The 21,934-nt window shown below is 74.4% G+C and carries 18 protein-coding genes; 4 read left to right on the top strand and 14 right to left on the bottom strand.

Annotated elements, in window-relative coordinates; all coding sequences use genetic code 11:
• Positions 1 to 104: 104 nt before the first annotated feature.
• The 11 genes from ACZ470_RS15560 to ACZ470_RS15510 all read right to left on the bottom strand — a co-directional run bounded on the left by ACZ470_RS15560 (position 105) and on the right by ACZ470_RS15510 (position 12,762).
• On the bottom strand, positions 105 to 1,868 hold the full coding sequence (locus ACZ470_RS15560; RefSeq protein WP_468427418.1) for an ABC transporter ATP-binding protein: 1,764 nt from the start codon (positions 1,866 to 1,868) through the stop codon (positions 105 to 107).
• Positions 1,865 to 3,604, bottom strand: coding sequence for an ABC transporter ATP-binding protein/permease (locus ACZ470_RS15555; RefSeq protein ID WP_468427417.1), 1,740 nt, complete (start codon positions 3,602 to 3,604; stop codon positions 1,865 to 1,867). Before ACZ470_RS15555 ends, ACZ470_RS15560 begins: the two co-directional genes overlap by 4 nt.
• Positions 3,601 to 4,740 (bottom strand): nitroreductase family protein, encoded by a 1,140-nt coding sequence (locus ACZ470_RS15550; RefSeq protein ID WP_468427416.1) that lies wholly within the window; start codon positions 4,738 to 4,740, stop codon positions 3,601 to 3,603. Before ACZ470_RS15550 ends, ACZ470_RS15555 begins: the two co-directional genes overlap by 4 nt.
• A gap of 8 nt (positions 4,741 to 4,748) precedes the next feature.
• A complete protein-coding gene (locus ACZ470_RS15545) occupies positions 4,749 to 6,128 on the bottom strand; it encodes a YcaO-like family protein (protein WP_468427415.1) in 1,380 nt (459 codons plus the stop codon).
• Complete coding sequence (locus tag ACZ470_RS15540) at positions 6,125 to 7,603, bottom strand: CocE/NonD family hydrolase (protein WP_468427414.1); 1,479 nt, start codon at positions 7,601 to 7,603, stop codon at positions 6,125 to 6,127. Before ACZ470_RS15540 ends, ACZ470_RS15545 begins: the two co-directional genes overlap by 4 nt.
• The gene (locus tag ACZ470_RS15535; protein WP_468427413.1) at positions 7,600 to 8,454 is read right to left on the bottom strand and encodes a hypothetical protein; all 855 of its coding nucleotides are present in this window, start codon (positions 8,452 to 8,454) and stop codon (positions 7,600 to 7,602) included. The genes ACZ470_RS15540 and ACZ470_RS15535 overlap by 4 nt, the downstream gene beginning before the upstream one ends.
• A gap of 90 nt (positions 8,455 to 8,544) precedes the next feature.
• Positions 8,545 to 8,658 (bottom strand): streptamidine family RiPP, encoded by a 114-nt coding sequence (gene amiA, locus ACZ470_RS15530; protein WP_241270818.1) that lies wholly within the window; start codon positions 8,656 to 8,658, stop codon positions 8,545 to 8,547.
• A 57-nt stretch (positions 8,659 to 8,715) separates the two neighbouring features.
• Positions 8,716 to 9,537 carry an ABC transporter ATP-binding protein gene (locus ACZ470_RS15525; protein WP_468427412.1) on the bottom strand — a complete coding sequence of 274 codons (822 nt, stop codon included), beginning with the start codon at positions 9,535 to 9,537 and terminating at the stop codon, positions 8,716 to 8,718.
• 20 nt (positions 9,538 to 9,557) lie between these two features.
• Positions 9,558 to 10,565 (bottom strand): FecCD family ABC transporter permease, encoded by a 1,008-nt coding sequence (locus ACZ470_RS15520; protein WP_468427411.1) that lies wholly within the window; start codon positions 10,563 to 10,565, stop codon positions 9,558 to 9,560.
• Positions 10,562 to 11,680 (bottom strand): FecCD family ABC transporter permease, encoded by a 1,119-nt coding sequence (locus tag ACZ470_RS15515; RefSeq protein WP_468427619.1) that lies wholly within the window; start codon positions 11,678 to 11,680, stop codon positions 10,562 to 10,564. Before ACZ470_RS15515 ends, ACZ470_RS15520 begins: the two co-directional genes overlap by 4 nt.
• 104 nt (positions 11,681 to 11,784) lie before the next feature.
• Entirely contained in the window at positions 11,785 to 12,762 is a 978-nt protein-coding gene (locus ACZ470_RS15510) for an ABC transporter substrate-binding protein (protein ID WP_468427410.1), read from the bottom strand.
• Positions 12,763 to 12,849: 87 nt separating this feature from the next.
• Here ACZ470_RS15510 and ACZ470_RS15505 point away from each other — a divergent pair, with 87 nt between their 5' ends.
• The 4 genes from ACZ470_RS15505 (at position 12,850) to ACZ470_RS15490 (ending at position 18,228) form a co-directional block, all read left to right on the top strand.
• Positions 12,850 to 14,049 carry a YncE family protein gene (locus ACZ470_RS15505; protein WP_468427409.1) on the top strand — a complete coding sequence of 400 codons (1,200 nt, stop codon included), beginning with the start codon at positions 12,850 to 12,852 and terminating at the stop codon, positions 14,047 to 14,049.
• Between the two features lie 106 nt (positions 14,050 to 14,155).
• Positions 14,156 to 14,995 (top strand): hypothetical protein, encoded by an 840-nt coding sequence (locus tag ACZ470_RS15500; RefSeq protein WP_468427408.1) that lies wholly within the window; start codon positions 14,156 to 14,158, stop codon positions 14,993 to 14,995.
• 36 nt (positions 14,996 to 15,031) lie between these two features.
• Positions 15,032 to 15,955: a P-loop NTPase family protein gene (locus ACZ470_RS15495; protein ID WP_468427407.1), complete on the top strand. Its 924-nt coding sequence runs from the start codon at positions 15,032 to 15,034 to the stop codon at positions 15,953 to 15,955.
• A gap of 56 nt (positions 15,956 to 16,011) precedes the next feature.
• The gene (locus ACZ470_RS15490; RefSeq protein ID WP_468427406.1) at positions 16,012 to 18,228 is read left to right on the top strand and encodes a hypothetical protein; all 2,217 of its coding nucleotides are present in this window, start codon (positions 16,012 to 16,014) and stop codon (positions 18,226 to 18,228) included.
• Positions 18,229 to 18,235: 7 nt separating this feature from the next.
• Here the strand turns inward: ACZ470_RS15490 and ACZ470_RS15485 are convergent, their stop codons facing one another.
• From ACZ470_RS15485 to ACZ470_RS15475, 3 genes are read right to left on the bottom strand one after another with little or no spacing between them, the layout of a single operon-like run.
• Positions 18,236 to 19,447, bottom strand: coding sequence for an ROK family transcriptional regulator (locus tag ACZ470_RS15485; RefSeq protein ID WP_468427405.1), 1,212 nt, complete (start codon positions 19,445 to 19,447; stop codon positions 18,236 to 18,238).
• 43 nt (positions 19,448 to 19,490) lie between these two features.
• Entirely contained in the window at positions 19,491 to 20,531 is a 1,041-nt protein-coding gene (locus tag ACZ470_RS15480) for an N-acetylglucosamine kinase (protein WP_468427404.1), read from the bottom strand.
• Positions 20,532 to 20,565: 34 nt separating this feature from the next.
• The gene (locus ACZ470_RS15475; RefSeq protein WP_468427403.1) at positions 20,566 to 21,819 is read right to left on the bottom strand and encodes a 6-phospho-beta-glucosidase; all 1,254 of its coding nucleotides are present in this window, start codon (positions 21,817 to 21,819) and stop codon (positions 20,566 to 20,568) included.
• Positions 21,820 to 21,934: the final 115 nt, after the last annotated feature.

The following is a 21,934-nucleotide window of genomic DNA, read 5'->3' as shown; positions in this document are numbered from 1 at the left end:
CCCTGTCGGACGACCGTCGCGGCGACGATCGTTCGGGAGTAGTCGTTTCCCACTACATGCGTCCCTAAGCCTCACCGGACCGTGCCCTCGGCCGCATCACGTGCTCAGGCGGGGGTGGTGGTGAGGATGCGGTTGAGCGCGCTGTCGGGGCGGCCGGTGAGTTCCTCCCAGGTTCCCTCCTCCGTGATACGGCCGGCCTCGAGGACGGCGATGCGGTCGGCCCGGCGGACGGTCGCACGGCGGTGTGCGATGACGACGGTGGTGCGGCCCTCCTCCCGCAGGACGGCGGCGAGTTGGGCGTCGCCCGCGTTGTCGAGGTGGGCGGTGGACTCGTCGAGGACGAGGACGCGGGGGCGGACCAGCAGCGCGCGGGCGAGGGCGATGCGGGCCCGCTGGCCTCCCGAGAGCGTGGCGCCGCGCTCGCCGACGAGGGTGTCCATCGGGGCGATCCGGTCGACGCCGCACAGCCGTGCCGTCTCGGCGAGCAGGCCGTCGTCGGCCTCGGGTGCGGCGAGCCGCAGGTTCTCGGCGAGGGTGCCGTGGAAGAGCGGGGTCTCCTGGCCCACGAGGACGACCGCGCGCCGCAGTTCCTCGTCACTCACCTCCCGCACGTCCACGGGGCCGGTGTCGGCGGGGACCAGCTGGACGGCTCCCTCGGACGGGTCCCAGAACCGGGCCAGCAGGTGGGCGCAGGTCGACTTGCCGGCGCCGGAGGCGCCGACCAGTGCGAGCGTCCGCCCCGGGGGGACGGTCAGGTCGACGCCGTCCAGCACGGGCCCGCCGCCGTAGTCGAACCTCACCCGGTGCAGCCGGACGCCCAGCGGGCCGGGTGGCAGGGCGCGGGGCGTGGCGGGCGGCGGGGCGAGGGCGGGCGCCTTCACGGCCGCGCCGACGCGGGCGGCGGCGGCGCGCAGGGCCACGGCCTGGCTCAGGGAGCGGGCCGACTCCGCGACCGGGCCGAGGACGGACAGCGCCAGGGCCATCGCCGCCGGGGCCCAGGCGCCGTGCAGCCGTCCGGAGGTCACGGACTGCGCCGCCGCGGCGACCACGCCGAGGACCGCGGCCACGATGAGCAGGTCGCGGACCGCGGCGGCGACGGCCTCCCAGGTGGCCTCGGCCCGCTGGGCGTCGCCCACCTGCCGCCCCCGCTCGGCGAGGCGTCGGCGGCGCTCCGCCAGGGCGCCGAAGGCGAGCAGTTCGCGGAGCCCGTCGACGGCCTCCACCGTGTCGGCCGACAGTCCCGCCATGGCCGTCCGGGTGCGGCCGCCGCGCGCCGCGCGGGCGCGTGCGTCGGCGAAGGGGGCCACGGCGAGCAGGGCCGCGACCGGCAGCACGGCCGCCGGCAGCCACGGCTCCACCGTGGCGAGGACCACGGAGCCACCGGTGAAGACCGTGCCCGCCGCCAGCAGTTGGGCCGTGGTGTGGGCGTAGAAGAACTCCAGCGCCTCCACGTCGGCCATGGCGGTGGCGGCGAGGTCGCCGCTGCGCCGACCGGCGACCCGGGCGGGCGCGCTGCGGGCGAGTCCGTCGAAGACGCGTACCCGCAGTGCGGCCAGCACCCGGTAGGCCAGGTCGTGCGAGAGGTCCATCTCCCGCCAGGTCATCAGGGCGCGTACGAGGACGAGGGCGACGAGCGCGGTGGTTGTGGCGGTGGTGGGGGCGCGCCCTTCGATGACGGCGGTGCCCACGGTGTGCGCGGCCAGGGTCACCAGCGCGACGAGAGAGCCCTGTTCGAGGAGCGCGGCGGCGCAGGTGCGGGCCGTCATGGCGCGGTGCGCGGCGAGGGCGGGCAGGAGGGCGCGCAGGGCGCCGGGCGCGGGTGCGTCCGCGACCGGGGTGGCGGTGTCGGTGGCGGTGGTGGTGCTCATGCGGCGAGGTCTCCTCGGTGGGCGCGGCCGGCCTCGACGAGCCGTGTGTAGACGCCGCCGGCCTCGACGAGGTCGGTGTGCCCGCCGACGGCGTCCACCCGTCCTTCGTCGAGGACGACGATGCGGTCGGCGTGCCGGACGGCGGCCAGCCGGTGGGCGACCACGAGGACGGTCCGGCCGCTCGCGGCGTTCACCAACTCCCGGACGATGTCCGCCTCGCGGCGCTCGTCGACCGCGCTGGTGGCCTCGTCGAGGACGAGGACCGGGGCGTCGGCGAGCAGGGCCCGCGCGAGGGCGAGCCGCTGGCGCTGCCCGCCCGAGAGGGTGGCGCCGCGTTCGCCGAGGACGGTGGCGTAGCCGTCGATGAGGGCGGCGATCTCGTCGTGGACGCCGGCGACGCGCGCCGCCCGGGTCAGGTCGTCGTCCGTGGCGTCGGGCCGGGCCAGCCGGAGGTTGTCGGCGATGGTGGCGTGGAACAGGTACGTCTCCTGCGAGACGACGGCGATGCCCTGCCGCAGCGAGTCGAGCGTGTAGTCGGTCGCGGGGCGCCCGTCGAGGGTGATCCGGCCTTCCTGCGGGTCGTGGTGGCGCAGGAGCAGGGCCAGCAGCGTGGACTTGCCGGCGCCGGACGGGCCGACGATCGCGGTCGTCCGTCCCGCCGGCGCGGTGAAGGAGACGCCGTTCAGGGCGGGCGCGGGTGCGCCGTCGTAGGTGAATCCCACGGTGTGGAAGCGCAGTTCGGGCGGTGTCCGCCAGTGCGCGGGCGCCGTTCCGGTGTCGGGGACGGTCGGCTCGGTGGTGCGCAGGGCAGCGAGACCGTCCGCGGCCGACACCCCCAGGTATCCGGCGTGCCACTCGCGGGCCAGGTCACGGACGGGCCGGAAGCACTCGGAGGCCAGCAGCAGCACCAGGTAGGTGCCGGTGGCCGTGGTGGATCCGGTGACGGCCGACCAGCACGCCAGGAGCGCTGCGGCGGCGGTGCCGCCCTGGATGGCGAGGTCGGTGATGCCGGTGTCGACGAGGGACACCCGCAGTTTGGCGACGGTCGCCCGGTGCAGCGCCGCGGACCGCTCCTCCAGGCGCTCGCGGGTGCGCCCGACCGCGCCGGCCGCGCGCAGGGCGGGCATGCCCTGGAGGGCCTCCAGGTAGTCGGCGCCCAGTGCTTCGTAGGTGTCCCAGTGCTCCTTGCCGCGGGCGGCGAGGAGCCGGTCCCAGGCGCGCGGCCCGGCCAGTGCCAGGAGCAGGGCGGGGACGAGGCCGAGGAGGGCCCACGGTTCGACGGCGGCCAGGGCGGCCAGGACCAGGGGCGGCACGGTGAGGGTGATCAGGAGCTGGGGCAGGTAGCGGGAGACGTAGGCGTCCACGCCCTCCACCCCGTCGACGAGGGTGGTGCGGACGGCTCCGGCCCGCGCGGTGGTCAGGTGCGCGGGCCCCAACCGGCCCAGCCGGGCCAGCAGTTCGTCCCGCAGGGCCACCCTGACCCGGGCTCCGGCGCGGGTGGCGGTGCGCCGCTGCCACACGGCGAGCCCGGCGCGGGCGGCTACGACGGCGAGCACCGCGGCGAGCAGCCACGGGAGCCGGCCGGTGTCGCCGCGGGCCAGTCCGGCGAGCGCGAGGGCCAGCAGCGCGGCCTGCGCGAGATGGGTGAGGGTGACGGCGCCCTGGAGCAGGGTGGCCGCGAGCAGGGGGCGCCGTGCGCGCCGGGCGGCGCGGCGCAGCTCGGGGTGGACGATCATGTGGTGTTCTCCTCGTCGGCGTGGCGGGTGCCGAGTGCCAGTGCGTGGACGACCCAGTCCCGGCCCGGCGCGGCTCCGAGGGCGGCGCCGAGGTCCGCCTGCTGCCAGGAGCCGACGGGCCGGGCCGCCAGCCCGTGCCGCCGGGCGGTGACGTGGGCCAGGTGGACGGCGAAGCCGGCCCGCAGGTGGGCGCGGCGGATGTGCGGCGCGTCGGCGTCCGCGGGGCAGCCGTGGGCGAGCAGGACGGCGCCCGCGTCCGCGATCCACGCCTGTCCCGCGGCCCAGGCCGCGAGCGTCGGCCGGGCCTCCCCCGCCGCGTACCGCCGCAGGGTGGTGCCGTCGGGGGCGAGTTCCGTCAGGGAGGGCCGGGGCGAGCCGACCGCGGCGCACCAGCGCAGGTCGCCGGTGCCCGCCCGTTCGGCGGTGGCGAGGACCGCCCGCAGTGCGTCCGGGGACGGGGTTCCCGGCAACGGCGGCGGGGTGCTGCGGCGCGCCAGCAGCTCGGTGGGGGTGGGCGGGTCCTCCGAGGGCTCCGGGGCGCGGGCGCGGTCGGCCGGGTGGGTCGCGGGCGGCGGGACGTGCACGGCGGCCAGGGGGTGCTCGGCGCGCCCGTCCAGCCGTACCTCGGGCTCGTCCGTGCCCAGCGCGCGGGCGGCCAGGTACAGCGCCGCGGCGGCGTGCCCGGTGTCCAGCAGGAGCAGGGGCCAGGCGCGGTGGCCGTAGTGGGAGAGCGTGCGCCGCGCGGTGACGGAGAGTTCGGCGGTCACGCCCGGCGGTGTGCCGTCCGGGTGCCCGCCGACGCGGTGGACGCGGTGGCGAAGTGGGTCGTAGCCGTAGCGGCCGGGCGGCAGGGAGCAGCCGGCGCCCACGACCAGTTCGGTGTCCACCGGGTGCAGCGCGCCGGCGGAGGGTGCGGGCCGGAGGCGCCCGGAGTCGTCCGAGGCCGCCAGGGACAGCCGCAGCAGGGTCCGCAGGTCGAGGTCCGCCGGGCCTGCCGCGGGGATCGGGCGCGGCGGGCCCGCCCAGGCCCGGACGGGTGCTCCGGCGGGCGTGTCGGGGCCGGGGCGTTCCGGGGAGCGGGCTCGGGCGAGGGCGGCGACGAGATCCACCGGGCGGTCCTCGCGGAGGTGTTCCACGGCGGTCCTCACATGTGCGGCGGAGGCGCCAGTGTGAAGTCCTCCGGCGCGCTCGGCGGGGTGGTGCGCCAGCCGCGGGCGACGGCGGCGTCGGCGAGGCGGGGGCAGCCGAAGTAGCCGAAGGCGGCGGGGGCGTTGGGCAGGAGTCCGGAGACGAGGACGCGGGCGACGCGCAGGGACGTCTCGGCCACGTCCTCGGTGGTGAGGTCGAACGTCATGACCCGGTGGCCGCCCGCGTGCAGCGCCTCCTCCAGCCGCTCCCGGCTGCCGGGCGCGACCTCGTCGACCGGTACGGTCCCGAGCGCGGGCGCGGTGAACCGCCGGGCCTCGGCCGCCATCCGCTCGTCCAGCCACACCTGCACGTGCGCGCCCAGGTCCCGCACGTGCTCGAACTGCTCGCCGCACGCGTCGAGATAGCGGCCGTCGGCGCGGTGCTCCAGATACAGTCCGCGGGCGAGCAGCCCGGCCTCGACGGCCTGGAAGACCCAGCCGTCGGAGCCGGTCAGGCCCTGCGTGAAGACCCAGGTGTGGACGGCTTCCAGGACGGCCTTGCGGGCGGCGTCGGCCGGGTCGTACTTGCAGGCGAAACCGGCGGCGTACAGGCCGAGGCGCGGGTCGTGGACGAGCGCGGCCATGCAGGGGGCGAACTCCGAGTGCATCTCGACGATGTGGACGTCGAGCGCGGAGCCGGCCAGGTCGTCGGCGAGGCCGGGCACGCTCGCCGGGTCGATGCCCCGGGCCGGGCCGTCCAGGTGCCACCACAGTTCCAGGGCGTCGCGTTCGACGATCTCCAGCAGGCCGCGCTCGATCGCGTCGTCGAGGCCCTGGCCCGTGGCGATCCCGGCGTAGTTGAGGTGGTGGGTGCGGGGCAGTTCGCGCAGGGCGCCCTGGCGCCAGTTGAGGTGGGTGAGGGCGACGGGTGCCCAGACCTCCGCCGTGCGTCCGCCGGGCAGCCGCTCGGTGCCGCGCGTCCACAGGGCCGGGGTGTCGGGGGTGAGCGGGCGGTACGGGAACTTCTCGCGGGCGTACTGCCAGTCGGCATAGGCGGGCAGGTCCCCCGGTCCGTACAGACGCAGGCCCTTCTCCGCCAGTTCGGCGGCGGTGGCGCGCACGGGGGCGTCGGGGTGGCCGTGCGGCGGCACGCGGTTGCCGCAGTACCGTTCCATCCCCTCGGCTATCGCGGCGACGCGGGCCTGCTCGGGGTCGCCGAAGGTGGTGCCGAGGGAGACCCGGTCGGCGGGCCACAGCCCGAGTCTGCGGGCGTCGGACACCTCGGCGGTGAGCGCGGTGTAGCGGGGCGGGGTGCCCGGGGGGTGCTCGACGGGTTTGACCTTGCGGACGATGCCGCAGACGGGGTCGACGAGTGCTTCCAGCGGCAGCGCCGTCATCGCAGGGTCTCCTCGGCGGGGTCGACGGGGGTGGGGCGGGAGGGGAGCACGGGCAGCCTCAGGACCACGCCGGCCGGATCGACCTCGCGCCGGGAGGGGAGCAGTCGGCGGGCCGTCACCGGGTCCTCCCCGGTGTGGGGGTTGCGAGCGTGCGCCGGGAAGTGGTGTCCGGCGATCTCCAGGCGCAGCCGGGTGCCGGCCGGCAGCCGGCGCGCCAGTCGGCCGAGGCCGACGGTGAACTCCGTCTCCCGGCCGGCCGGTTCGGCACGGCGGACGACTCCGACGGCGAGTCGCTCGGCACGCCCCCTTGGTGTGAGGGCGACGAGCCGGGCGGTCCAGTCGGCGGACGGGGTGTGGGCGGTGGCCCGCAGCCCCACGCTCACGGAGCCGACCACGTCGAGCGGACGCGGCAGCGGCGGGGTGACCAGCAGGCAGCGGTCGGGCGGGCCGTCGGTGGGGACGGTGAGGTCGTCGGAGCGGACGGGCCGCTCGGGGTCGGCGGTGAAGGCGGAGCCGTGCAGGAGGCGCGGCCGTCGCGTGCGCGGTTCGCCCTCGGTCCGGGCGGGCAGCCACAGGTCGGCGCCGCCCAGCGCCTGTGTGCCGTGGCGGCCGGGGGCGAGCCGGCCGGTCAGGGCGCGGTGGGCCCAACGCACGTACAGTTCACCGAGGTTCAGCCGGTGGGCGGGGCGGGCGTCGGGTCCGGGCGCGGTGACGAGAGCGTGCCCCCAGGGGCCGAGCAGCAGCCGGGAGGGTCCGCCCCAGGCGCGCCACAGGGCGACGGTGTCCTCGGTGAAGTGGTCGTGGTGGCCGCCCACCGCGAGCAGGGGTACGGCGGTGTGTGCCGCCCGCGAGACCAGGCGGCCGCGGTGGCGGTGCTGCCACAGGCCCGCCCAGGAGGGCAGGCTGCGGCCCAGCCGGTCGGGGAGGCCGGTCACCGGCAGGTGGGTGAGGAGTCCGGGGTCGGCGGCGAGGGCCTTGTCGAGCGCGCTCTCGTCGGAGTCCCGCCGGTCGCCGTGGGCGGCCCACCAGCCGGCGCGGGACAGCAGCCGCTCCACGCCGGACGCCTCGCGCGCCGTCTCCGCGAGGCCGAGGGCGGGCACGGCGGCGATGACGGCGTCGGGCCGGTGGTCCTCGGGCACGTCCAGGGCGAGGACGAGGGCGCAGTGGGCCGCGTAGGAGGCGCCGACGGCCACCAGCCGGCCGTCGCTCCACGGCTGCCGTCGGATCCAGCGGACGGCGGCCGCTCCGTCGGCGGCTTCGTCCGCGTACGGGTGCCACTCCCCCGGCGACGCGAACCGGCCCCGTACGTCCTGGACGACGGCGGCGAAGCCGCGGCGGGCCCAGCCGCGCGCCTCGGCCCGGTGCCGTGTCCGGTCGTAGGGGGTGCGGATGAGGACTGCCGGGAAGGGGCCGCCGCCGGCCGGGAGCCGGACGTCGGTGGCGAGGTCCCCCACGGCCGCGTCGAACGCCGTCACAGGCCCTTCCTCGGCATCGGTGCGACGTCGGGCACCGGGAGGACGGGGTGCTCGGTGACGGTCAGGGTGCGCAGGTCCACGTGTCGGAGCCGGCGCCGTGCCGGGAGGCCGGCCGTGTCGGGGGCGCCGGTGGCCCACCGGCTGAGATCGTCCGCGAGCAGCGCCGCGAGCAGTGCGGCGGCGGGCACGGGGAGCCGGACGGGCGTGCCGGAGGTGCGGGGGCCGCTCCAGTACGCGGCCAGTTCGCGGTGGGCGGGTGTGGCGGCGAGCCGGCGGGACCGGACGTGCGCCGAGGTGACGTCCCCGGGAGCGGCGGCCACCGGTTCGACGTACGCCTGCCAGCCCTCGCGGTGGCAGCGCAGCCATGCGACGCCGTGGTCGGGCAGGCGGTCGGCGGCGTCCCACAACCCGTCGGGCACGGGTCCGTCGAGGCACCACACGACTGCGGCGGGTTCCCCGTCGAGCAGGTCCTCGACACCCGCCGGTGGTCGGTCGGGGGCGGTCACGGCCGGAGTCGTGCGCGGCCGCGCGCCCAGGGCTGCGAGCTGCGCGGCGAGGGGTCCGGTCAGGACCGGGTCGCCGAGGATCCGGATGTTCCGGCGGGCGGCGGGCCACTCGGGGCGCGCCGGTCCGTCCGCCAGATATCCGGCCTGCTCGAACGCCCCCACGACGCGCCGCAGTTCGTCGTCGACGGGGGCCGCGGTCGCGCCCGTGAGCAGGGAGAGCAGAGCGTCCTCGTCGGCATCCCGTGTCCTGACGCTGAGGAACTCCCCTTCGGGGGTGCGGACGGCGAGCCCTCGCCCGGGTACGGCGACGACCTCGACACCGGGTGCGAGCCGGCTGCGGAACACGGCGATCCTCCTGACGACGGGCCTGGGACGGGAGTGGGCCCGCCCGGAAGGCAACGGGCGGGCCCACGGTCGAGGGAGCTGAGCCCTCGCTTACTCCTCGGTGTCCTCGAAGGGGTTCTCGACGAGGGCGTTGGAGTGCGAAGCCGAGTCGTGGGCCAGCTGTCCCGGGTCGGCGATCGGCGCGAAGACCTGCTCGTTGTCCATGAACTCTCCTCCATCATCAGGGAGTTACGGCGTCGGGTGAGCACCGTGAGACCAACCCTAATGAATCTGATTTTCATATTCTAGAGCGGGGAGAGGGTGATCTGGGTAACACACCGGCCAGCCTCCCTCGGGGTCCAGGCCCACCCGGCCGGCCACCTTCAGCACGTCCGCCAGCAACCCCGGTGTCACGACCTCCTTCGGCGTTCCGTCGGCCACCACGCGGCCGTCGCGCAGGGCGACGATGCGTTCGGCGAACCGGGCGGCGTGGGCGAGGTCGTGCAGCACCATCACCACGGTGAGTCCGCGTTCCTCGCGGAGGCGGACCACCGTCCGGAGCACGTCGAGCTGGTGGTGCAGGTCCAGGTAGGTGGTCGGCTCGTCGAGGAGCAGGACGCGGGTGTCCTGGGCGAGCGCCATCGCGAGCCGGACGCGTTGCCGCTCGCCGCCGGACAGCGCGTCGACGTCACGGTCGGCCCACTCCTCCACCCCCACGTCGCGCAGCGCCCGCCGCACCACGGGGTCGTCGCCCTCGCGCAGCATGCCCAGCGGACCGCGTGCGGCGTACCGCCCCTGACGGACGAGGTGACTCACCGTCATACCCGGGACGGCCGGGGCGGACTGGTGCAGCAGCGCCACCCTCCGGGCCGTGGCGCGTCGCGAGAGGCGGGCGAGGTCGTCACCGCCGAGCAGCACGCGCCCTTCGTGGGGTCGCAGCAGCCCGGCGGCCAGTCGCAGCAGGGTCGACTTGCCGCAGCCGTTCAGGCCGATGAGGGCTGTCAGTTCGCCCGGCCGGACGGTCATGTCGACGCCCCGCAGCACGGGCCGTCCGGGATAGCCGAAGTGGACCCCCTCGACATGGATCCCCACGGACTCGGTCATGCTCTGTCCTCAATTCGACTTCAGAAGGAACGGCTCGGTGTGCGGCGCACGACGACCAGCAGCAACGCGGCGCCGAGGCAGGCGGTGAGCGCTCCCACCGGCAGCGTGAGCCGTGCGGAGTCCAGCGCCGCGGCCAGCAGGCGCGAGGACAACTGCGCCGCCGCGTCCGCCCCGCACACCACGACCGCGCCCAGCAGGGCCGCGCCGGGAAGGCCGGCCCGCAGGTCCGCGCCGAAGACGGCCACGGCCAGGTGCGGGACGAGCAGCCCCACGAAGCCCAGCGCCCCGACGGCGGCCACCGCGCCGGCGGTCAGCGCCACCGCGCACAGCAGGGCGAGGGTCCGGGCCCGGCGGGCGGAGAGGCCCGCCGCGAGGGCGATGTCGTCCCCGCAGCGCAGCAGGGTCAACGGCCCGGCCAGCAGCCAGGCCGCGGCCCCCCAGACGAGCGCCCACGGCCACAGCAGGTGCCAGTGCTGCCACACCCGGCCCTCGGTCGTGCCCACCAACCACTGGACGACGCTGCCGAGTTCGCCCGGCTCCACGAGCAGCACCATGGCGGTGAGCCCACCGAGCACCGCCGACACCAGCACCCCGTGCACGGCGGTCTGCGCGGGGTCGCCACGGCCGCGGCCGGCGAGCAGCCACAGCAGGGCCGCTCCGGCGCACCCGCCCGCGCAGGCGGCGAGGACCACGGCCAGCGGGGAGTCCCACCCGGCGAGTCCCAGGGCCGTCGCGGTGACGGCGCCGAGCACCGCCCCCGGGGTCACGCCGGTCACCTCCGGGCCGGCGAGGGGGTTGCGCAGCGCGGACTGGAGGACCAGTCCCGCCACGGCCAGGCACGCGCCCGCGCCGAGGGACACGAGCAGCCTGGGCAGGCGCAGTTGGAAGAGGATGTGGCGTTCCGTCGCGTCACCGCCCCCGTTCAGTACGTCCCAGACCACGCCCGGGGACATGCCGCGCCCGGCCACCAGTTCCAGGCCGGCGCATACGACGGCCAGTGCCGCGAGCGCCGTGAAACGCCGGGTCACCGTGCGTCCTCCGTTCCGATTGTTCCGGCAGGGGGCGGGGAGGCGCCGGGGCCGCCCTCACGAGCGTTGTCCGGCGCCCCGGTGCGGGGGACTTCGTCCGCCGCGCCGGAAGCCGCCCGCCGAGGTCCGGGCAGCAATGTGCGCGAGGCGGCGGCCGGCCCGCGCCGGGTCGCACGGCCACGGCCGCCCGACCGCATCAGCGCGATCCCGGCCGGCACCCCCAGCAGGGCCGTCCAGGCACCGGCCGGGGTCTCCACGGGCGCCAGCGCGAGCCTGGCCGGAACATCGGCGACCGTCACGACGACGGCCCCCCAGGCGGCGGACCACGGCAGCCAACGCACCGCCCCCGCAGCGGGGTTGAACCGGCGGGCCAGGTGCGGGGCGAGGAAGCCCACCCACGCGACGGGCCCGCACACGGCCGTCACCGGGGCGATCAGCACCACGGCGATGGCCAGCGCCGCCAGCCGTGCGCGGTGTGCGCGCACGCCCAGCGCCTCGGCGTCCTCGTCGCCCAGCCGCATCACCGACAGCACCGGCGCGCACAGCACCAGGGCGGGGACCGCGACGAGCAGCCACGGCCACAGACCCGTCACGTCGTCCCAGGTCCGGGCGGAGAGGGAGCCGAGCAGATAGCGGTAGATGAGCTGGAGGTCGAGCTGGTCGGCCATGACCATCAGGACCAGGAGCGCGGCCTGCAACGCGGCCGCCACCGCCGCGCCGGTCAGCAGCACGGCGGACGGACTGCGGCCGAGACCGGCGGCGAGGAGCGTGAGCCCGCCGCCGAGCGCGGCCCCGCCGATGGCCAGCAGGGGCTGGACGGCTGCGGGCAGGGACAGGGTCAGCACCAGCGGCGCGGCCACCCCCAGCGCGGCCCCGGACGACACGCCCAGCATCTCCGGCACCGCCAGGGGATTGCGCAGCGCCTCCTGGAGCACCAGTCCGGCCGCCCCCAGACAGGCTCCGGCCACGAGCGCCAACACCATCCGGGGTACACGGAGTTCGGTGACGACGATCCCGGCGAGCGTGGTGTCCCCGTCCAGCACCGCCGCGACCAGCCGGTGCGGGGGGACGTAGGGGGTGCCGAGGCTGAGCGCGCAGACCGAGGAGACGGCCAGCAGGACCACCACCAGGAGCGGTTGCCACCTCCGCGTGCCGCGCGACGGCCGCCGTCCGCCCGCCACGACGGGATCCGTCGCGACGGGCACCGAGAGGGGCGTCCTCACCGCAGCGCGGCCGTGGCCTCGTCGAGGACGATGCCCAGCGAACGGGTGCCGCGCCCCTTGGCCCACACCTCTGAGTTCACCTCGTGGACGTCGCCGTTCTTCACCGCCGGGATCTTGCCCCACAGCGGGTTCGCGGCCAGCTTCTCCGAGAGCTTGCCGTCCGCGTCGCCGAAGCTCATCGTCTCGACGAACAGCACGTCGACGCCCTGGGCGAGGATCTCCTCGAGGCTGTAACTGCCCTCCACGCCACGGGACTTCCACGGATAGTCGGCGATCTTGGGGAACAGGCTGGCGGCCACGTCGCCCTCCGGGGTCGCGACGCCGAAGTTCTCGTCACTGCCGTAGATGATCAGGGCGGTCTTGTCGCTCGGGGTCTTCTCGGCCGCGGCGAGCTTGGTGCGGAAGGTCTTCTCGGCCTTCTCCCCCTCGGCGGTGCGGCCGGTCAGCGCGGCCACGTCGCGCAGATAACCCACGCTGTCCTCCCACGTCTCGGGCTGCATGGCCCAGAACGTGGTGGCGCCCTTGAGCGCCGGGGCGAGCTTGCCGTGCGTGTCCCCCAGTCCGATCACGAGATCGGGCTTGTGGGCGAGGATCGCCTCCACCTCCGGGGCGATGAATCCGCCGGGGATGACGTCGACCTCCTTGGCCTTCTCCTCGCCGAGGAAGTCCGGGTGGGACAGCAGCGCGTTGTTGGTGGCCGTCGGGACGATGCCGAGTTCGGTCAGGATGTCGTCGCAGAGCCCGAACAGGCAGACGATCCGCTTCGGTTCCTTCTTCAGGGAGACCTTGACGCCGTTGGTGTCGGTCAGCTCCGTGGCCGCCTTGATGGGCTCGACGGTGACGTCGGTCCTCGCCGCCGGCTTGGCCTTGTCACTCGCGGGTCCTTCGGACGACGAGCCGCAGCCGACCAGGACGGAACCGACCAGCGCTGCGGTGATCCAACTGCGGACGAATCTCGACGGTGAGCGCAGCATCGTGCCCTCGCTTCTTTTCAGGTACCGGGAACGCACTGAAGATACATGATAATCGTTTTCACAAGACCACGTTTCCGGGAGGACACCGTGCCCGCTGCCGCCCCCGTCCTGTTCGTCTCCGACCATGTGGAGGGTTCCGTACACGTGGTGACCGTGCCGGACGGCGCCGTCATCGCGCGTCTGACGGAACGTCATCTCTCCGAGCACGCCGGGTTCCTGGCGCTGCCGGGAGGGCGGGTGGCCTGCGTCGACGACCGTCGGGGGGAACTGCTGGTGCTCGATCCCTTCGCCGAGCGGCTCGTGGAACGCGCGGTCCCGGTCGCCGTACCGGCCGAGCACCTCGCCTGCGACCCGTCCGGTCGCCGACTGGCCGTGACCACCGGCCTGGGGAAGAACACCGAACCCTGGTCGGACCTGCTGACGGTCCTCGACCTGACCACCGGCGAGGCGGCGCGGGTGCGCACACGCGTCGGCGAACCGGGCGTGACGGTGCTGGGCGGTGACGATCCGCTGGTCGTGCTGCGCCACCGCGAACCGGGGGCACTGGCCGTCAACCGGTTCGCGGACCTCCTCGCGGCCCCGCCCGGCTGCCCCGCGGTCACGCCCCACGCAGTCCTGCCGCTGCCGGACGACGGACACGGGGACGCCCAGGAACCCGGCACGGGACAGGTGTTCGCGGCCACGGGCGAGGGGGTGCACCGGGCCCGCAGGGAGGGCGCCACCCTCGCCCCCGAAGCGGTCATCCCCTGGGAATCGCCCGCCCGGGGCTGGTACCTCCGGCTCGACACCCGCCGACGGGCGCTGTGGACCACGCTGCGCGGCGGTGACCCCGACCCGCTGCGCTGGCCGGAATGGACCAACCAGGCATGGCGCCACGACCTGGGGACGGGGCGCACGCACCGCACGGAACTCGGCCCCGGACTCGTCTTCCGGCTGGCCCTCGCCCGCCACCACACCGCCTTCACCCGAATCCACCCCGACGGCGACGAACTGGTCCTCCTGGGCGCCGACGACCACGTCCGCCGATTCCCCCTGCCCGCCATGGACGGCGCCCCGCGTCGCGGGGGCACCCCCTGGGAGGGGGTCCAACGACGGGCGGTGGCCGCCTCACCGGGCTCCGACTGGATCGCCGTCACACGGGGCGGCCACGGCGAGGCGCACATCATCGACGCGGAGACGGGCGAGGAGGCCACCCGCCTGCGACTGAGCACATCGCTGCACCACGGCGGCCACATGACACTGCGCGACCGGAACGACGGTGCCGAGGGGGATCCCGTGGGCCGGTGACGACGTGTTCACGGGAGGAGACCACGCGGCCGGCGTTCTCGGCATAGCCTCTTAGCGGATTGATCACGCGCGTCGAGCGGTGGGGGGCTGTCGCATGCGGAGGGCCATGTTGCGGAGGCCGTGCGCGGTGCTGCTGCTGGCGTGCGCGCTCGTGCCGGGCACGGCCTGGGCCGCTTCGCCGAGCGATGCGGAGAAGGTGTTCTGCCTGACGGGCGCCGGGCGTCAGGGGGTCGTCGACGCGGCCGTCGCCCTCGGCCTGGCAGCGGCCGGAAGCACGAGCGCCGGAGTCGACCCGGCCGGCGGCGCCGTCGAGTCGCTGGGTCTGGACACATGGCGGAAGCGCGAGCCCGCCGACTTCCGGCGTGCCTGCACGGCTCACGTCAAGGCAGCGGGACTCACGCAGGGAGCACCGGCGTCGTCGGCCTCCTCCCCGGGCTTCCTGACCTGGCTGCTGCCCCTTCTCGTCGGAGCCCTGCTCACCCTGGGCTCCGCCGAGTTCAGGAGCAAGCGGGACCGAGGACTCGCCGACGCGAACGGGATCAGGGCGGCGACGGTCGCCTTCCGGGACTCCGTGTCGTCGTACGCCGCCGCGTGGTCGGAGACGACGGTCGGTGCCAAGCCCTCCTCCGCCGCCCTCGACACGGCGCGCCGTCAGCTCGTCACGACGCTGCGCAGGGCGACGGCCGGCCGCGGGAAGTGGGAGTTCGCCGCACAGCTGGTCCGCGACCTCGAAGGGCCGCGCTACCGCTCGGAGCTGACGGACGGCTGGCAGGCCGACCGGACGGCCGGGCGTCTGCCGGACCGCGTGGAGCGCCTCGGCGCGCTGCTCGGCGCCCTCGAGTCGGACGTGGAACGGATCGCCACCGCGGTGCAGGATCTCACTCCCGGCCCACGCCGCCGGATGAGGCGGGACACTCCCGCCTCCCCCTCGTGTCCCGTTCGATGACAGCGACATCGCAGTAGGCCAGGAACAGTCGGAGAGATGATGCCCAACCCCTTCACCGTGCCGGAGCGCACCCCGGCCGACAACCGTCCCCTGTGCCCGTGGGAGACACCCGCGCACGACGCGTTGTACGCGCCGGTCGACCACTCGGAGGATGCGTACAACGCGTACGTGACGCATCTGCGGGAGGACCCGGACATCCGGCAAGCCGGCAAGGTCGCTCTCATAACCGGTCCCGAGGGCTGCGGGAAGACCGCCTGGATGCATCGCGCCGCGCACTGGACGCGGGACTTCCTCGAAGGGCTGTACGCCCCGCTGAAGGTTCACATCGTCGATCTGACGACCGACGGGCGGCCGGGCGACGACACTCCGACGCGCGTCCGGCACGTGGTCAGCAGGCTCCTGGACGAGCTGGAGTTCTCGGGTGACTTCAGTGCCGGAGAACTGGAGGGTCTGGACAAGCGGCGCGACGACGCGGCGACGCTCTACCCGTACCTCTCCCGGGTGCTCCGCGCCAAGGGCCTCGCCCTGCTCGTCCTGCTCCCGCCGTCGGAGCTCATCGACGAGGTGCAGCAGTACCTGCGGCTGTCCCAGAAGAGCATCCTGTTCTTCTGCGAGTCGTCGTACGACTCGGTGGCCCAGGCGGCCACCTCGCTGAGCGCCTCCGGGACGAAACCCGTCGCCCACTTCGAGGTCGGCGTGCTCGACGAGAGCGACGGCTGGAGCTTCGTCAGCCATCGCCTGGCCCTCGCCGCCGCCACCGGGCTCGCGGTGCCCGTGATCGATGAATCGACCATCGCGCAATTCATGCGGACACGGATCCGCGGCCGGGGCCGCACCACCATCCGGGAACTGCAGATCACCTGCGAACACGTGCTGGACTCCGCGATCCGGGCGAGCAGCAGCAGCATCACCTACGCGGACTTCACCGAGTACTACGCAGCGAAGGCGATGCTCTCATGAACGCCGGCCCCCACCACCTCCGGGACCGGAGTTCCAACCCGTTCCCCGTTTCCGCCGTGGCGAGGCACTCCGCCTCGGACGGGCCCGACTTCAGCATCGAGACCCCGGCCCTGCGCGAGGCACTCGACTACGTACGGGGTTTCCTCCGTCCTCCGGAGACAGGAGCAGCCGATCAGCCGGACACGAGTGGTGCCGGTCATGTGATCGCCGTGGTCGGCGAGTACGGGACGGGCAAGACGCACCTGACCGTCGAGGTGCTCCGTCAGGTGCTGACCGGCGGGGACGAGACCGTCCACACGCTCTACGTCGACGCGCCCGCCGACACGTTCCTGGCGCTCTACCGGGAGCGCTTCTTCCGGAAGCTCGACAAGGCCGACGTACGACGGCGCGTGACCGAGTACTACGCGGACATCGTGGCCGACGAGCTGACCGACTCGCCACTCACCTCGGACGCCGCACGGCTGCTGCGGGAGCGGCAGCTCAGCCCGCAGGACGTGGTCCGCAGGCTGGGGCTGCGCGAGTCGACGTTTCTGCAGGAACTCCAGGCACGCCTCGGGCACATCACCGAACACGCCGACTTCGGCACGGCCCTGGCCCTGTTCCTGCGGCCCGAGTTCCAGGACGCGGTGTGGGAGTGGCTCGCCGGCCATCCCGCCGACCCCGCCCTCAAGGAACGGGGGATCGAGCGCACGATCGACACCGACATCTCCGCGCTCGAGGCCATCGGAGTGTTCGCGTTCCTCTACGGCAGGCAGGGGCACCGCTTCGTCCTGGCCGTCGACGAGTTCGAGAAGGTGCTGTCGCGCGGAACCCGCAGCGCCCAGCACGAGGGCTCGGTACTCGCCTTCAAGAAGCTGCTGGAAGTCTTCGCGCAGACCCGTTCGCTGCTGATCCTCAGCGGCCTGCCCGACTTCATGGAGATCCTGCCGCCGGACGCCCAGCAGAGGATCTCCTGCCTCGTGCGGCCCACCGCGCTGTCCTTCGAGGACGCCCGGGAGTACATCAGGTACTCGCTGGGCCGCAGCGGCACCGAAGCGGGCCTGCGCCCCTTCAGCGACGAGGTCATCGCCTACCTCGTCGAACTCGCCGGAGGCAATGCGCGCAAGGTCATCCGGCTCTGCTACCACGCCTACCGGGCGAGTGCCGCGGCCGGCACCGACATCACCCGGGCCATGATCCGTGAGGTGGCACGCGACCAGTTCGAGGTCTCCTCGCCGCAGGACGTGCGTGCCGAGATCGTCCGCGTCCTCGACAGCGGCGGCTGGGCCTTCGAACCCGACCGCCGCCTCGGTGAGGCCGACGGGACCCAGGTGACCTTCTGGCTGCCGGTCGGCGACAACGGCGCGGGGCTCGCCGTCATCGTCACTCAGTCCATCCTCAACGACGAGGAGGCACTCCGAGTGGCCGAGCAGGGCGAACAGGTGCTCGCGGCGACGACGGCGTCGTCCTTCGTGGTCCTCGTCGTGAACGGCTATCTCGCCGGCCAGCTCGCCGACACCGTGACCGACGCGTTCGCCCGGGTCTTCCCCTACTCCCCCCGGCGTTTTCCGGAGGATTTCGCCGCGGCCGTCAAGGGCTTCATGCAGCGGCTGGAAGCCACCTTCAACGACGACCGGATCTCGCTGATCGAGAACCGCATGGCCCAGCTGATGCGCCAGACGTCCAGCGTGCGCGGCTCCCTCGACGAGATCGGCAACCGCCTGCCGTCTCCCGCGACGCTGGAGACGGCCGTCACCCGCGGTGTACAACGCGCGTTCGGCGCCGCCGCGGGGGCGATGGACACACGCGCGGACGTCTCGCTGCCGCCTGCTGTCGCCCTGCGGTTTCAGCAGTCGGCGCTGGAACTGCAGACGTGGCGGGAAGCACTGGAGACTTTCGTCGACTCGCTGTTCGGCAGCAGGAACGACCCGTTCTACGGGCCACCGTCGGTGGATCCGTCCCTCACCAGGACTCTCGGCGCGCTGTATCTGCAGGAGCGGACGCTGAGCAGTTTCCGCGACGCGGTCACCCGCCTGCTGGACAGGACGCCGGAGCAGAGGCACATGGCCGTGTCGGAATCCCTCGGACATCTCTGCGGCACCTACGACCGCCTCACCGACGGAACAGCGGACACTCTGGAGCAGCTCGCACCTCTGAACGACCTCTGGCGGGAGGACCATCCGATGACCGGTCTCGGAAGCCTGACCGACCGGAACCCGCCGCACCTGCTCGCCCGCAGCCTCCGCAGCCTCGCCCGCGACGTCTACGACCTGTGCCAGACCCACCTCTACTAGCGCGGCGTCAGCGTGAGGTGTCGAAGACCTCGTCGCGGGTGGCCGTCAGCGCGCGTTCCAACGCGCCGCTCAGGACGGGGTTTTCGCTCACTCCGCCCAGCACCAGGCGCGGCTGGGTGGCGGTCAGCTGTTTCAGTTCGCCCTGGATCAGGGCGCGCAGTGCCTCACCGCCGCTGGTGAGGGCGGCGCCGGACAGGACGACCAGTTCGGGGTCGAGGACGGCGACGAGGGAGGCGAGACCGGTGGCCAGCCGTGTCGCGTAGGTCATCAGCAACTCGCGGGAGGGGCTGGTGTCCTCGCCCGCCGCCCGTGCGACGAGTGCGGCGGCGACCTGGGCGTGGGGCCCGGACGGGATCGGGGTCATGCCGAGTTCACGGGCGAGTCCCACAACGGCCCGCGCACCGGCGAGCTGTTGGTAGCCACCGCTGTTGGCCCTGGTGACGTTGCGGACGAGAGGCGTACCGGGCACCGGCAGGAATCCCACCTCGCCGGCGCCCCCGGTCCAGCCGCGGTGCAGCCGGCCGCCCAGCATGAGGGCGGCACCCAGGCCCCGCTCGTTCCACAGCAGCACGAAGTCCTCGTGTCCGCGGGCCGCCCCGCGCCGCCGCTCGGCGATCGCGACGAGGTTGACGTCGTTCTCGTACTCCACCGGCATCGGCAGCGCGGCCGCGAGTTCGTCCAGCAGCGTGGGCGAGTGCCAGCCGGGCAGGTGGGAGGCGTAGCGCAGGCGGCCGGTGTTCGGGTCGAAGGCACCCGGGGTCCCGATGACCAGGTGGTGGATGCCGGCGCGGGAGAGTCCCGCCGCCCTCGCCGCGCCGTCGAGGGCGTCGGTGACCTGCTGGACGACCGGCGCGCCGGAGCGGCGGCCGGGGGTCGGCAGTTCGTACGCGCCCACCGTGCGGCCCGTGATGTCGGCGACGGCGGCGCGCACGCGGTGCGGGGCGACGTCGAGCCCGGCGGCGTACGCGGCGGCCGGATTGACCTCGTACAGCTGGGCGTTGGGTCCCGGGCGGCCCTCCGTGGTGCCGCCCGCGAGGACCAGCCCGGCCGCCTCCAGCCGGGTCAGCAGCTGCGAGGCCGTCGGCTTGGACAGCCCGGTCAGCCGGCCGAGGCGGGTCCGGGAGAGCGGACCGTGCTCCAGCAGGAGGTCCAGCGCGGCACGGTCGTTCATGGCGCGCAGGACGCGGGGCGTGCCGGGCGTTCCGGTGGTTCCTGCCATCGTCGTGTCCCCTGGGTACCTTCGTCTTCCGCTCACCCGGTGCTCACCGGAGCGAGCGGCCTCCTACCGTTGCGCTGTCTCTCCCGGGCCCGGCGTCGTACCCGGCGCGCAGGCGGGTCTTCGCCTCGGCCGGAGCGCGCACGTGGTCGAGTCCGAGGAGGGCGGCGCCCAGCACCGGCGGCGCCGTGACCACGCGGGTGACGGCGTACGGCGCCCGGACGGCGAGGAGGTCGCCCACGGCCCGCATCAACAGCGGCTGCCGCGCCGCCAGTACGCCCCCGCCCAGCACCACGTCGGCGGGGACGGACAGCAGGGCGAGACGGCGCAGGGCGACCACGGCCATGGCGACGATCTCCTCGGCCTGCCGCTCCACCACGGAGACGGCGACGGGATCACCGGCCTCGGCGACCGCGAAGAGCACGGGCACCAACGTGTGCTTGCGGGACGGCGGGACGTCGCCCAGGTGCAGCGCCTCGATCAGCGCGGGCATCCCGGCCAGCCCGAAGTGACGGGGCAGCGCGGTGCTCAGTGCCGTGTCCGGGCCCCTGCCGTCGTCCCCGCGGGCCGCGTGCCACAGCGCCTCGTCCGCGAGCGCGGCGCCGCCGCCCCAGTCGCCGGAGATCTTGCCGATCGCCGGGAAGCGGGCCGTACGGCCGTCGGGCAGCAGCCCCGCGCAGTTGATGCCCGCCCCGCAGACGACCGCGACCCCGCGCGGTTCCTCGACGCCCGCTCTCAGCAGCGCGAACGTGTCGTTCGCGACGTACGCGGTGACGCCCCAGCCCTGCGCGCGGACGGCGGCTTCGAGGCGCCGCTCCTCCACGGGCAGGTCGGCGTTGGCCAGGCACGCGGAGACGTGCTCGACGAGCGGCACACCGGGGACGGGCGCCAGCCCGGCGCGTTCCGCGGCTTCCCGGACGAGCGGTGCCAGGCCGGCGACCGCCCGCTCGGCCCCCTCGGACTGGGGCGCGAAGCCGCCGCCGCGCGCTGTCCCGAGCACGGAGCCGTCGGCGCCGACGAGCGCCACGTCGGTCTTGCTGTTGCCCGCGTCGACGGCGAGCACGCCGCGCGGGAGGAGGGGAGGCACGTCGTTCCTCCGTGTCGGGGCGGTCATCTCCGGCTCACGCCCATGCGAGGTGGTCGCGGTTGTGGGAGATCAGCCGGTCCGTCAGGGCGTCGGCGTACTCGACCTGGCCGATCAGCGGGTGGGCGAGCAGCGCGTCGAAGACCCGGTCCCTGCCACCGCGCAGCGCGGCCTCCAGCGCGAGGTGCTCGTACGCGGTGACGCCCGCCACCAGACCCGCGTACAGCGGCTCCAGCGGGGCGACGGGCAGCGGGTGCGTGCCGGTCGCGTCGACGCGTGCGGGGACCTCGATCACGGCGTCGTCCGGGAGGAAGGGGAGGACGCCGTCGTTGCGGGTGTTGACGACCTGTACGTCCCCGGTGTCGCGCAGCAGGGAGGAGGCCAGCGCGACCGCCGCCTCGCTGTAGTAGGCGCCTCCGCGCTTGGAGAGCAGCTCGGGCTTCTCGTCCAGCGCCGGGTCCGCGTACATCTCCAGCAGCCGCCGCTCGATCGCGGCGACCTCGGCCGCGCGCGACGGCTTGGCCCTCAGTTCCCGGACCACCTCGTCGTGTGCGTAGAAGTAGCGCAGGTAGTACGACGGGACGACGCCGAGGCGGGTGATGAGGGAGGCGGGCAGGCGCAGGTCGGAGGCGATGGACTCCCCGTGTTCGGCGAGCAGTTCGGGCAGTACGTCCTCGCCGCGCACCCGTACCGCGCGCTCCCACGTCAGATGGTTGAGCCCCACGTGGTCGAGCGCGACGTCCTCGGGCGCGACGCCGAGCAACGCGGCGAACCTGCGCTGGAAGCCGATGGCGACGTTGCACAGTCCGACGGCCTTGTGGCCCGCCTGAAGCAGCGCCCGTGTCACGATGCCCACCGGGTTGGTGAAGTCGATGATCCACGCGTCCGGGTTGGCGCGGCGGACCCGCTCGGCGATGTCGAGGACCACCGGTACGGTGCGCAGCGCCTTGGCGAGGCCGCCCGCACCCGTCGTCTCCTGTCCGACGCAGCCGCATTCCAGCGGCCAGGTCTCGTCCTTGTCCCTGGCCGCCTGCCCGCCGACGCGCAGCTGGAGCAGTACCGCGTCGGCGCCGTCGATGCCCCTGTCCAGGTCGCGGGTGGTGGTGACGGTACCCGGGTGGCCCTGTCGGGCGAAGATCCGCCGGGCGAGCCCTCCGACCAGTTCGAGGCGTTCCTCGGCCGGGTCGATCAGGACGAGTTCGCCGATGGGGAGGGTGTCCCGCAGCCTGGCGAAGCCGTCGACGAGTTCCGGTGTGTAGGTCGATCCACCACCGACGATGGCCAGTTTCATCCCTCGACCCCGCTCTCGGCGCCCCGGCCGTGCCGGGGCACGGGCGGACTGTAAGGAAAGTTTCCTGTTCGGGCGCCGAACCTAGGGCCGGGGAGCTGGACTGTCAACGGGGCAC

The sequence above is a fragment of the Streptomyces sp. NPDC031111 genome, assembly GCF_055570675.1.
The sequence above is the reverse complement of the archived record's forward strand: the minus strand, read 5'-3'. Positions and strand labels throughout refer to the sequence as shown.

What these genes read in the sequence shown, in the direction of transcription:
- ACZ470_RS15560 (WP_468427418.1), bottom strand. Translation starts at nt 1,868, where the DNA reads ATGAGCACCACCACCGCCACCGACACCGCCACCCCGGTCGCGGACGCA.
- ACZ470_RS15555 (WP_468427417.1), bottom strand. Translation starts at nt 3,604, where the DNA reads ATGATCGTCCACCCCGAGCTGCGCCGCGCCGCCCGGCGCGCACGGCGC.
- ACZ470_RS15545 (WP_468427415.1), bottom strand. Translation starts at nt 6,128, where the DNA reads ATGACGGCGCTGCCGCTGGAAGCACTCGTCGACCCCGTCTGCGGCATC.
- amiA (WP_241270818.1), bottom strand. Translation starts at nt 8,658, where the DNA reads ATGGACAACGAGCAGGTCTTCGCGCCGATCGCCGACCCGGGACAGCTG.
- ACZ470_RS15525 (WP_468427412.1), bottom strand. Translation starts at nt 9,537, where the DNA reads ATGACCGAGTCCGTGGGGATCCATGTCGAGGGGGTCCACTTCGGCTAT.
- ACZ470_RS15510 (WP_468427410.1), bottom strand. Translation starts at nt 12,762, where the DNA reads ATGCTGCGCTCACCGTCGAGATTCGTCCGCAGTTGGATCACCGCAGCG.
- ACZ470_RS15500 (WP_468427408.1), top strand. Translation starts at nt 14,156, where the DNA reads ATGTTGCGGAGGCCGTGCGCGGTGCTGCTGCTGGCGTGCGCGCTCGTG.
- ACZ470_RS15495 (WP_468427407.1), top strand. Translation starts at nt 15,032, where the DNA reads ATGATGCCCAACCCCTTCACCGTGCCGGAGCGCACCCCGGCCGACAAC.
- ACZ470_RS15485 (WP_468427405.1), bottom strand. Translation starts at nt 19,447, where the DNA reads ATGGCAGGAACCACCGGAACGCCCGGCACGCCCCGCGTCCTGCGCGCC.
- ACZ470_RS15475 (WP_468427403.1), bottom strand. Translation starts at nt 21,819, where the DNA reads ATGAAACTGGCCATCGTCGGTGGTGGATCGACCTACACACCGGAACTC.